Below are 12,259 nucleotides of genomic sequence, written 5' to 3'. Positions count from 1 at the left end.
TAACTAAACGACTGTCTATGAATCCTAAAATAAAAGCCCTTAACGAAAAGCTAGACCAGGCCAAACTAGGCGGTGGTCAAGCCAGAATTGATAAGCAACATCAAAAGAAAAAGCTCACCGCTAGGGAACGGGTGGACTATTTATTGGATGAAGGCTCGTTCGAAGAAATTGGTGCATTAGTGACGCACAGAACAAAAGACTTTGGCATGGAAAACCAAAAGTTTTATGGTGATGGTGTAGTGACGGGTTACGGCACTATTGATGGGCGTTTGGTCTATCTTTTTGCACAGGACTTCACGGTGTTTGGCGGTTCCTTATCGGAGACCCATGCCGAAAAGATTTGTAAAATCATGGATATGGCCTTACAAGTTGGTGCGCCATTAATTGGATTAAACGATTCCGGTGGCGCCCGAATTCAGGAAGGGGTGCGTTCGCTTGGTGGTTATGCCGACATCTTTTATCGGAATGTACAGGCGTCTGGTGTTATACCTCAAATTTCAGCGATTATGGGACCTTGTGCTGGTGGAGCGGTGTATTCCCCTGCGATGACCGATTTTACCATGATGGTAGAGGATACGAGTTACATGTTTGTGACTGGACCAAACGTTGTAAAAACGGTAACCAATGAAGAAGTAACGAGCGAAGAACTGGGTGGTGCGAGTACGCATTCCACCAAATCTGGCGTGGCGCATATCACATCATCAAACGATGTGGAATGTCTTGAAGATTTAAAGACATTATTGAGTTATCTGCCTCAAAACAATACGGAAAAACCTTCGGACTTACTCTTTAAATTAAATGATGAAAAACGAGAGGTGCTGATGGATATCGTTCCAGATAATCCCAACAAACCTTATGATATGCACGATGTCATCAAGGGTATTATCGACGAGGATTCTTTTTTCGAAATTCATAAGAATTACGCGGAAAACATAATAGTTGGCTTTGCCAGATTAGGCGGAAAAAGTGTGGGTATAGTTGCAAATCAACCTTTGTATTTGGCCGGTGTTTTAGATGTCAATAGCTCTAAAAAGGCCGCCCGTTTTGTACGTTTTTGCGATTGTTTTAATCTTCCACTTTTAGTTTTGGAAGATGTACCCGGATTTTTGCCAGGTACGGACCAAGAATGGAATGGTATTATTGTACACGGCGCTAAATTATTGTACGCTTTCAGTGAGGCCACAGTTCCGAGAGTTACCGTGATTACCCGTAAGGCTTATGGTGGTGCTTATGACGTTATGAACTCTAAACATATTGGTGCAGACATGAACTTTGCATGGCCTAATGCAGAGATAGCTGTGATGGGCGCCAAAGGCGCGGCCGAAATCATCTTTAAACGTGAGATTTCTTCGGCCGACGATAAAGAAGCAAAATGGAAAGAGAAGGAAGCGGAATATGCCGAATTATTCGCCAATCCGTATAGTGCCGCAGAACGCGGGTTTGTAGATGAAGTAATAATTCCTTCGGATACACGACGAAAATTAATCAAAGCCTTTAGCATGCTTCAGAATAAAACCGTGGAGCAACCGAAGCGCAAGCACGGGAATATACCGTTATAATTTAAAGATACGCGCTAAGAATAAAGTGGTTTGCGTCAACACATTTATAATATATAGCGTATCATTCAAGCTGAACAACATTATGATGAAATCACTTAAACTCATTACCTTTTTTATTGCTATTCTTGGACTTAGTTGCTTTTCTAAATCGGAAGCTCAAATTCCAAATGCAGTCAAAGAAGCGTTTGCCAGTAAATATCCTGGAGAAAAGGGCTACGATTGGGAAAAGGATTCTCACGGCAATATTGAAATTCAATTTAAAAGAAACGGAGAACAATATAGAGCTGACTTCACTAAAGATGGCCGATGGATAGAAACAGAGGTTTCAATAAAAGCTAAGGAACTTCCTATAGCAATTCTAAAACGAATAGAAAACGATTTCGGCGACAGAGAGATTAATGAGGTGGAGTTGGTTGAACATGCCACCAAAGGAAAATTTTATGATGTTGAGTTTAAGCGTAAAGGAAAGAATTTAGATGTCGAATTTAGAGAAGATGGTACAATACTTAATGGGAAATAATAATATTTTCCACATCTACGGCACAGCCTTTGAACGTATAAGGGCAAACAGAAAACATAATATGAAACAGATACAATTATTAATAGCAATTTTTATGTCCTTCAGTTTAGTAGGATGTGATTTCAATAGAAAGAATAAGAATATGGATTTGGCGATTTCACAGGAAGCGCCTTCAAGAGAGGTCTATCCAGAAATTTTACAGAATAAGAAGATTGAATTACCGATTCCACACGAAGAAGAAGTAGAGCCATTATATGAGCTCGAAAATGATAGACTTCAAAAGGCTTTGGAAATAGAACTGAATAAAAATAAACTTTGGAAAAACTTGATTGCACGAGATTTAATGTCCGTGGCCATAGTTGATTTACACGACGTTAACAATATTAAGTATGCTGGAGTTAATGACCGGTCAATGATGTATGCGGCTAGTCTTCCTAAAATAGCTATTTTATTGGCGGTTATGGATGCCTTGGATAAAGGTGAACTTAAGGATACGCCCGATTTGCGAAAGGATTTACGTCTAATGATCAGTAAGTCCAACAATGCCGCCTCAACACGAAACATCGACAGGGTAGGCTATGAGAAGATTGAAGCCGTTCTTCGTGCACCGCAAAATAAATTTTATGATGAAGAAGAGGGCGGAGGCCTTTGGGTAGGAAAGCGATACGCAGCCGGCGGTCGCCGCTATCCTGAGCCAATCAAAGGATTAAGCCATGCGGCAACAACCCGCCAAGTCGCCAGCTTTTACTATCAATTAGCTATGGGTAATCTGATTAGCGAAGAAAAATCTAAGGAGATGTTAGATATAATGGTTGATCCAGCATTGCATCATAAATTTGTAAATACTATTGAGAAGATTGCGCCTAAGGCAAAAATCTTCAGAAAGTCGGGGTCTTGGAAAAATTATCATTCAGACTCAGCATTGGTTTGGGGGCCCAACCGTCGTTATATTATCGTAGCTTTGATCGATAATGATTTCGGCGAAAAAATCATTCGTGATTTGGTAAGACCATTAGAAAAAGTAATGAAGGCGAATAGAAAGGCCAGTTAGTTTCAACACAATAAAACTATAAACGATTAGAGCATTTTTAAATAGAACGTTTGGCATAAGAGATGGTGAAATATACATCTCTTTTTTAATGCAACTGTATATCTTTTTGGTGATTACAGTACTGCTTATTGTTAAACCCATAGTGAATGCTCTTTTCCTATCAGAGCTTGGAGCGTCCCATCTTCCCTACGGTTATATACTGGTTGCTATTATTGCCGTTATTACCACATACTATTACAATAAGGGTATAAAACGGTTTTCTTTACTAAAGGTCACTTCCATTTCCTTGATCAGTTTTGCCTTATTTTTCTTAGCCCTTGCCTTTATTATTCTAAGAGGTTTTCTAAACGATTGGATGCTCTATGTTTATTACGTTGGCATTTCACTTTTTGCCGTAATTGCCACATCTCAATTCTGGATATTGGCAAATCTGGTTTTCGATTCGCGTGAAGCCAAACGTTTATTTGGTTTTATTGGCGCGGGTGCCATTGCCGGTGGTGTTTTTGGAGGCTATTTAACCAGTGTTATTGTTTCTGCATTCGGAAATATATCTGCTATTGTTCTAGCTGCAGTACTTATCTCGTTATGTGTTCCCATAATGCACAAAATTTGGAAATTACGAATTAGAAAGCTAAATATCTATATTAGAAAACAGCGTAAGTTCAATGACGAAAGTGGTAGTGAACCAGCATTAAAGATCATATCTAAATCTAAGCATTTAACGTATTTGGCCTTAATCATCGGTCTTAGTGTTATTGTGGCCAAATTGGTCGATTTTCAGTTTAGTGATTTCGCCAATAGAGCCATTCTCAATTCGGACGATTTAGCATCGTTCTTTGGATTTTGGTTTTCTACATTTAACGTTATTGCTTTATGTTTACAACTCTTTGCCACCAATCGTGTATTGAGTAAGCTAGGTGTTGCATCTACATTACTAGTTTTACCGCTCGGCATTGCTTTAGGGAGTTTATTGTTTTTAACATTTCCAGAATTATGGGTTTTAATCATCATTAAAGGAATCGATGGGAGCTTTAAACAATCGCTAAATAAAGCGGCGGTAGAATTATCCATTATGCCAATTCCGTTTCAGATTAAGAATCAAGCCAAATCCTTTATTGATGTTGCTGTGGATAGTATTGCAACTGGTTTAGCGGGATTACTTTTAATCCTTTTAGTCAGAAAGCTCGATTTGTCCACTGGATACATCACAACAATTATTCTGGCCTTATCGTTTATTTGGATTATTCTTATTTATAAACTGCGTGAAGCCTATTTTAATTCCTTCAGAATAAATATTCAAAGAACACTAACCAGTGAAGCGATTGAAGGAAAGCCAAAGCGTGAAAATACCATTGCTCAAGTTCGAAGAATATTGAACTCGGGTGATGAAGAAGCCATTTTAAGCGTACTTAAGCAATTAAGTTCGTATAGGATAAAAGCCCTAAAACCTGAAATCATTAGACTTTTAAATTCACCTTCAGATAGAGTGAAGGCTGAAGTTATTGAAGACCTATATAGTTATGATAAGGGCACGGCAATTGAGCAGGTAAAAACGCTTATTCATTCTGATGATGAGAAGTTGTCTCATACGGCCTTGACCTATATTTTAGAACACTCCAACGTATCTAGTAGTGATTTCTTTTCGGCTTATCTCAACCATAAAAATGATACAATAGCTAGCTCGGCTTTACTCTGTTTGGGAAAAGAAACCGTTCGTAATGAAAAACTGCGAAAGCGCTACGGACTAGACGAGCGTATTGAGCGACGCATAAAAACTTTAAGGGACTTGGGTAATGAGGCTAGTGGACCCGACATCGCCAAACTTTTAATGACGATTGCTTACTCAAAGCGCGTTCAATTCTACCCCTTCATTGATCAACATTTTGGGCATGGCGACAGTTACGTGGTAAAACACGCGATAAAGGCGGCAGGGATAACTCAAGATATTCACTACAGGGAAAAGTTACTTCACTTTTTGTCGCAAAAACAGTTTCGAAAACCAGCCATAAAAGCTCTGAAAAATTATGGAAGTGAAATTACCAAGACAATTTTGAAGCTAGAGCTTTCAGAATCCCTTAATAATACCGAAAAGCGCCATATTCCAAAGCTAATTGAGTCTTTCCATTCCAAGCAATCCATTAAAGTGTTGATGCGTTTGCTCCGCAGTAAAGATGTGATTATTCGCCTAGAGGCATCCAAATCCTTAATGAAGCTAAAATCGAAGTACGAATCGCTTCAAATTAACAAACGGCGCATCAAAACGCTTATTATTAGAGAATGCAAATATGCTAACGATACTATAGATGCTATTGCTTCATTCAAGCAAATTCTAGTCATTTATCCTGATGATTTAAAGTCTGAAAATGCCACTTCAGAATTAGATGTAGCCAGACAAAGCGTGGTCTACATTCTGGAGGAGCAATTGGAACAAAGTTTTGAGTGTGTCTTTAAGTTGCTTAGTCTTATGTATGACGAAGCCGATATTAACGTCAGTTATTCTGGCATTATGAGTGATGTGCAAGAAGCGAAGATCAATGCTTTGGAGTTTCTAGATAATCTGTTACAAAGCCAAATTAGAACTGAAATTCTTCCAATTGTAGAATATTATACCGTTGATAGAGATGATTTGGAAAGTGCTCCATTGAGTCCAAAGATTCTTCCGGAAAATAAACTTATCGCCATGCTTGTTGTGAGACGTGGAAAGCGCATGAAATTAGAAATGTTGCGCCTTATTAAAATCCATAATGATAAAAGTTATGCCACACTTGTAAGACGCCTATTAAAGCATAAAAACCCTGAAATTGTAACACTTGCTAGAGAGACTATGCAACAATTCTACGCCTAATTACCGTCTGAATCACCTACTTCATCAGGAGAATCCACATAAGGCTCTTCCTTAACTTCCGGAAGGTCCACATTATCCGTTATTAAATCGTCAATTTTACTAGCAAGGTACATATGTGCTCCAGCAGAATTTTTATTAAGTACATTGGTCATTAAACAGACAATATATTTTATTCCATTAGGATGCTCCACTATAATCACTGAATTCATATAATTGAATACGTTACCTGCGTATTTAGCGCAATTTGGATTTTTAGTGCGGTCACATTTGTAGTAGCTACCAGATTTAAAGTAAACAGCGGCAGAATCTAAACGTGGCGATTTGGCGTAGCGAATACGTCTGTCCGTGAGATAGAGCAAACGCTTCATTTCTAAACTAGAGTTTTCATCGATAACCTTTCCTTGTTCTAACTGTACTAAATATTTCATCAATCCTCTAGTGGTTCCAATACTTCCGCCTTTTCGTCCAACGTATTTTCCAGCAGGGCGTGTAAACATACCACCCAAGCGCCATTCATCTTCAGTAATACCAAGTTCTCTCAATGGTTCGTTGACAACGGTGTTGGCCAGATTAGTCAGCGAATCTCTAGGTGTTTCCTTAAAATAAGCTTCGCCTTGTTCTTCAGTAAGATTAACATACTGCTCTTTAAATGCGGCCATTAACATTGCCTCACGGTACATTACACTAGCGGCGCCATTATTGCTTACGGATACCATATGGTCTAACCATTCATAAAGAGAAAATTTGTCACTTGCCACAACTTGTCGCTTACGTAATTTGTCGTTTTCAATATCATAAATTGGTACGGTATGGTGGTCGCCAGTTCCCCAATAACGTGCAGACACTTCAATGTCTTTTAAGTACATGACACGGTCTTCCCAAGAATCAGGACAGATTTTAGCCAATTGATAAAATACCGCGTTTAGGACGGCAATTTTACCAACACTTCCAGGTTGGTAACCACGTTCCTCACGGTGTTCTGTATATTTAAGAGCATCTGGATTCGTCATGTCCAAAACTGCAGTGGAGTAGTTTCCTCCTGGAATAATGCGGTCCATTTTCTTTGCGAATTCTGGGTCTTCAACCAAAAGTGCGTCGATACTATCACCAGCTCTACTTGTGAGATTTAATTTAATATCTTCAGTTTTTAAATACGCACCAGCAGGGATTCTTGTGTAGCGTACACTGTCTAACTGCATTTGACGGATTTGATATAATCTCTTTATACCTGTACGCTCGTAACCATCAATCGGGTAGATGGAAAGACCTAGTGCGATAATAAGTCCGAACGATGTGCTGATTTTCAATATACTTTTCATGATTTATAGTGCTGATGTTAGCTTAATGTTTTTGTTTGAATCTATTTTTGGAGCAATGGAATTGAGATATTCTGAACTTTTTGCCTGCTTGTTTTCAACAAACGGTCTAATCTGAAATAACCATAGTTTATCATCTTTAAACCCGAACTCCACATCGTAAGCCTGCCCAGAATCATCTGATTTGTCAGCCATTGTTGACCGAACTTTCTTTGCAATTTTTCGAATTTCTTTGATGTTATCGTCGTTCAAAATCGGTGAATTAAAGGTAGTGACATACCTTTTAGTACCTCCAGAAGCAGGAAGCCTAATATAATCTACTTGTCTGGCTGGTGCTAACAACATATCGTCTTTTGAAGTAATCAATCGTGTTTCCGCAGACTGTCCATCAACAGCACCACCGGCACCACGGCTAAAGGCTACCGTTAAGTCTTGGTCGTTACCTGAATTGATGCCTTTTGTTATCATCACACCCGAATAATCCACATCTACACTAGGAATAATTAAAATAGAAGGGAAGACGTTCTCAGGATTTGAAAGATACTTTTGACGCCATTTAAAGCTACGTTCCGTGTAAGCCGAAGCCCAAACACGTTTAACGCCATTAAGGATTTCATTTTCATCCAATATATTGAATAAGGTTAAATTTAGACCTGCTCCCGTAAACTCCTTAAGGTCTTCCATATTGGTGTCGCTACGTAAAAAGACCGGAATATTACCCATGGATTTTCCAAAGATACTTCTGAAGCTTGATTTAATGTCGCTTAAAAATTCAGGTTTTAAGTCCATATTTACAATCGCCTTATGAAGTTTATCCAAATTCTTAAGTTGATAGGCTTCTACGCTAGCTTCAGAACTACCTTGCTTTTTCATGGCATCCGCCGTTTTAAAGGTTTCGTTGAGATACGCCCAATAGCTTTTACCTTCGCCGGGCATTTGTTGGTCCATATGCGCTCTAAATATCCCGAATGGAATAATCAAACCTTCCACAACCTGCTCAGGGAAAAGCTTCTTTAATTCCCCAAGATTAGCGGCCTTTGGCCCGCATAATTTTCCAGAGTCGGACGCATCGACATCTCGCATATTCATTACGGAGGTTTGGTCCAATCTAATTTGGTCTACAGGGACTTCAATTATCGCTTTGCTCTTTTCTTGTTTTTCAAAAAGTTTGTTTTCAGTCTTGGTCATGTCATCCTCTGTTTTTAGGATAACATTTCCCTTATTGGATACAGCATAAAACACAGTTTTACCATCTTGTTTTTTTAAGTCTTTCAAATTTTCATAGGACAAAGCGGCGTTGGGAATACCAAGGTTTCTCGCCAATAACTGAACGTGCGACACTAAGTTACCTTCAGATACCGTCATGATGCCAGCAACAGGTTTCAAGTCGTGCGGTGGTCTTTGAAAAATATAAATCTTGTTGGTGCTGACTTCAATATTATCTGGGTTGCCGTCGACAACCACCAATTCACCTTTAGCGTAACCAGGATTGAGACCACGTATTGCGCCTTGTCCTTCAATATCCATAACCGCATTATTCAAGTTTGTAGCTTTGGCCACATAAGCGCCCAGTTGACTGACGGTTTCCCCAAAATTTAGGGCAATACTACTTCGGACTCTGTCATCGATATAACCATAAGCCATGGGTTCAAATTCTGAGTAATGGTCAACCACCTCTTGGTAATTAGCTTTAACCATTCCGGTGCTCCATTCCACGATGCTTCTTGCCGTGTTTAAAACGGTATTGAGGTCTTCAACGGTAATATCTTTGTCGTCAGAAACCTTATTCAATTGTGCTTCAATAGCATCGTATTCCCAAGTTTCTATTAGTCCTGTGCCTTTAGACACGCAGGCTAATGTTCCAATTTTGGTCAATAGATTTTGAAGGGTTTCTGGTTTCCATTCCTGCATTTTGGTCAACAGGTAATGCTCTAATTGGTTAGACATATCTAACAATAGCAGTCTGTCGCGAGAACTTGGGTAACTTGTAACGCCATCTCTTATTGCACTTAAAATATCGCCAACATGTGATGCCATTTGGCTCATGTTTTCTGTCGATTGATAATCTTTAATGAATTGCCCAATCTGCTTGGTCGTTTCATTCTTGGCGCGTAAGCTATTCACCTGATTTTGAAGGTCATTGAAATCAATAGGCGCATAATTGGTTTCCATGGTTTCTATCAACGCTTCAAAATCCTCCTTTTGCGCTTTAGACAACTTAGATGCATTCTTCTTATAAAATTCTTTAACGGCGGGTAAATCAGCTTCTTCGGGCTGACCGTGAATTTTAATACGCAAATCCATAAACGGTTCGTAATCTTCAGACAAGGATTTGGATTGCGAACGCATGAGCTGTGCAATATTAGAATCGCCATTATGCGGAATATCTTTCAATGCTTGACGTAATAAATAGAAGTTGTTTTCAATGAAAGTATCATCTTTCAAAAGCCACAGGAAAAAGTCTTTCCCCCAAGCTTCTTCATCTTCAGATTGAAGGGCACCTCGGTAATATTGGCCTTTTTGCAACACCCAACCGTCATCTACACTAGCAAGATATTTATTGAGTTGGTATTGTTTTAGGCGGTCATAATTGTTCTCGGCATCCAAAAAGGCACGCTCTTCGTTCGATGCTAAAATCTCACCAAAAAACAAATGGTTGCTCTTGCGTAAATCTAATGCTGATTGCTTAAAACTCGCATGTTGAATCCCACCGCCAATAGCATCTGGGCATGGGTCTTTTGGGTCGCGTATTGTACCATCTTCGCAGAACCATTTGATGCGGTAGTATGGCCCACGAATATCCGATTTATAGGTGTCAACAAGCGCTTTTATCTGCGTGTTGGATAGTTTATTTTGAGCAGTTGTCTCCGGCATACAGAAGAGAAGCGCCAAAGAAAGAACCAAGTATTTCATGTTAGTTGGGATTGTTGCAAATTTTCATCAATTATAGCAATTAATCGTATACCAAAAACCTTGTTTGGCTTTTATGGCTAATCTTAATTGGGAATGGGGTAAACTATTATGGCTCTATAATATCTCTGTACTCCAAAAAGAATTCTTCAAAAGCGCTCATAGTTTCATAAAAGAAGAGCATCACAGTCTGCCAAGTATTTTTATCATGAATGGAGACTTTCTGTTGTAGAGGCACATAAATCCTGGAGATTTCTTTTCCATTATCTAAGTAAAACTCTTCTTCGTAAATGGCGTCAGGCAGATATTCAGAATGAAGGATAGATTTAAGGGCTTCCAACTTTTCCCAGCAGTGAATTCGGTTGTCTAAATCATCTTCCAAATCGAGCGTAACCAATGCTTTTTTAGTATCGAAATGAAATTTAAAAGCCAATCCTTTAATTTTGGTATTGTACAGAATCCACTTCCTCGGGAACGATTTTCCGAAGCTAATCCAGAAATCCTCGCGTAATTTTCTGCTTTCTTCTTTGCTGAACATTTAGATAAAATAAGCAATCAAAATCCCCAAACAAATCGCTACTAACTTCGATAAATTGAATTTATGCCCTTCGCTAGATTCAAACAAAATTGTCGTAGAAATATGAAGAAAAATACCGATGACCACGGCGTTAATACTAGTAATGACGCTTTCAGAAATAATCGTATTATTCGAAATAAATGTACCAAAAGGCGTCATAATCGCGAAGACGGTTAAAAAGGCTATAACTTGTAATTTGGTATACTTAGAGTGTTGTAAAAATGTAGTAATGAGAATGGCAATCGGGATTTTATGAATCAAAACGCCATACACCATATCGTTATGCTCATGAATCGGGAAACCTTCCAAAAAGCTGTGAATACATAAACTTAGGAAGAGGAGCCAAGGAAATTTGGAATCTTCCGCGTGAATGTGTACATGGCCATGCTCGGCACCTTTTGAGAAAAACTCCAAAATAATCTGAAGCAGAATCCCACACATAATAAAGAGTCCGGGCTGCTTTGCATTTAGGTGTTCATAGACTTCGGGTAATAAATCAAAAAGCGTTGAAGCCAATAGAAATGCGCCACTAAAGGAAAGTAATAATTTGGTGCCTAGAGACTTTTTATTTTTGGTAAAAAGTGCATAACCAACACCAATGAGAATAGCAAGTATGGGAAACAGGTACTTATTCATGCCTGCAATTTACTTAAAAATCATAATCAAGCGTTTCGATGTTTTAGCATCAAACTTTCGCAATTTATAATCGCCAAAAATATCGAGAAGATGTACACCTGCCTTTTCAAATAGATCATTAAAATCAGATAAGGTAAAGGCTTTGACACGTTCTTGAAATTTATAGGATTCGCCCTCAAATTCAAAGGATATGTCCTTCAAAATATAGCCGTCTTGTACGCTTCTAGTTTGAAGAAATTCAATACCATTGACGGTTTTGGTGTCTTCAGCGACGAGATTATCAATGACATAGTCCACATTCATAAAATCGATAACGCCAAATCCTGTTTCGTTCAATTCAGATTTAATGCTTTTAATGGTTTTTAGGTTGCAGTCTTCGCTTTCAAAATAACCGAAACTGGTAAATAGATTAAAAACGGCGTCAAAAGTTTTGGGATATGGCTTGCTCATATCGTGCACATCGAAGGTCAGGCCATTGGTTTCAAACTGTTTAGCGTATGCAATGCTCTGTTCAGAAAGGTCGACACCAGTGACATTATAGCCAATTTCGTTAAGGTAGATGGAGTGTCGTCCTTTGCCACAAGCCAAGTCTAAAATGGTACCGTTATCAGGCAGATTGAGGTAGTTGGTAAGATTATCCATAAAAAGCTGGGCTTCGGCATAATCTCTATCCTTATAAAGTATATGGTAAAACGGGGTGTCAAACCACGAGGCATACCATTGTTTTGTTTTCGTCATAACATTTCCCGCGAAAGCGGGAATCTCATTAAGGTTAATATAACTCCACTCAGATAAGCAATTCTGGCTTTTGAGCAAACAGAGCACAAAAATACTGTATTTTTGTC

Annotated in this window: 9 protein-coding genes; 4 read left to right on the top strand and 5 right to left on the bottom strand. The window is 38.8% G+C overall.

Annotated elements, in window-relative coordinates; genetic code table 11:
- The first annotated feature begins 17 nt into the window (after nt 1-17).
- From ACFOSX_RS00085 to ACFOSX_RS00070, 4 genes are all read left to right on the top strand, one after another.
- Complete coding sequence (locus tag ACFOSX_RS00085; protein WP_386095754.1) at nt 18-1,559, top strand: acyl-CoA carboxylase subunit beta; 1,542 nt, start codon at nt 18-20, stop codon at nt 1,557-1,559.
- A gap of 82 nt (nt 1,560-1,641) precedes the next feature.
- Nucleotides 1,642-2,079, top strand: coding sequence for a PepSY-like domain-containing protein (locus ACFOSX_RS00080; protein ID WP_386095751.1), 438 nt, complete (start codon nt 1,642-1,644; stop codon nt 2,077-2,079).
- Between the two features lie 61 nt (nt 2,080-2,140).
- Nucleotides 2,141-3,130, top strand: coding sequence for a serine hydrolase (locus ACFOSX_RS00075; RefSeq protein ID WP_386095748.1), 990 nt, complete (start codon nt 2,141-2,143; stop codon nt 3,128-3,130).
- Between the two features lie 88 nt (nt 3,131-3,218).
- Nucleotides 3,219-5,975, top strand: a complete 2,757-nt coding sequence (locus ACFOSX_RS00070; RefSeq protein ID WP_386095745.1) for an Npt1/Npt2 family nucleotide transporter — start codon at nt 3,219-3,221, stop codon at nt 5,973-5,975.
- Here the strand turns inward: ACFOSX_RS00070 and ACFOSX_RS00065 are convergent.
- The 5 genes from ACFOSX_RS00065 to ACFOSX_RS00045 form a co-directional block, all read right to left on the bottom strand.
- Nucleotides 5,972-7,294 (bottom strand): serine hydrolase, encoded by a 1,323-nt coding sequence (locus ACFOSX_RS00065; RefSeq protein ID WP_386095742.1) that lies wholly within the window; start codon nt 7,292-7,294, stop codon nt 5,972-5,974. The two genes, ACFOSX_RS00070 and ACFOSX_RS00065, sit on opposite strands and share 4 nt — an antisense overlap.
- A 3-nt stretch (nt 7,295-7,297) precedes the next feature.
- Nucleotides 7,298-10,204, bottom strand: coding sequence for a PEP/pyruvate-binding domain-containing protein (locus ACFOSX_RS00060; protein WP_386095739.1), 2,907 nt, complete (start codon nt 10,202-10,204; stop codon nt 7,298-7,300).
- Nucleotides 10,205-10,310: 106 nt separating this feature from the next.
- Nucleotides 10,311-10,739, bottom strand: a complete 429-nt coding sequence (locus ACFOSX_RS00055) for a DUF4268 domain-containing protein (protein WP_386095736.1) — start codon at nt 10,737-10,739, stop codon at nt 10,311-10,313.
- Nucleotides 10,740-11,414: a ZIP family metal transporter gene (locus ACFOSX_RS00050; protein ID WP_386095733.1), complete on the bottom strand. Its 675-nt coding sequence runs from the start codon at nt 11,412-11,414 to the stop codon at nt 10,740-10,742.
- A gap of 9 nt (nt 11,415-11,423) precedes the next feature.
- The gene (locus ACFOSX_RS00045; RefSeq protein WP_386095730.1) at nt 11,424-12,152 is read right to left on the bottom strand and encodes an SAM-dependent methyltransferase; all 729 of its coding nucleotides are present in this window, start codon (nt 12,150-12,152) and stop codon (nt 11,424-11,426) included.
- Nucleotides 12,153-12,259 lie beyond the last annotated feature (107 nt).

It is taken from the genome of Winogradskyella maritima, from assembly GCF_042650215.1.
Taxonomy (GTDB): Bacteria; Bacteroidota; Bacteroidia; order Flavobacteriales; family Flavobacteriaceae; genus Winogradskyella; species Winogradskyella maritima.
This window is presented reverse-complemented; position numbering and strand designations above follow the sequence as displayed.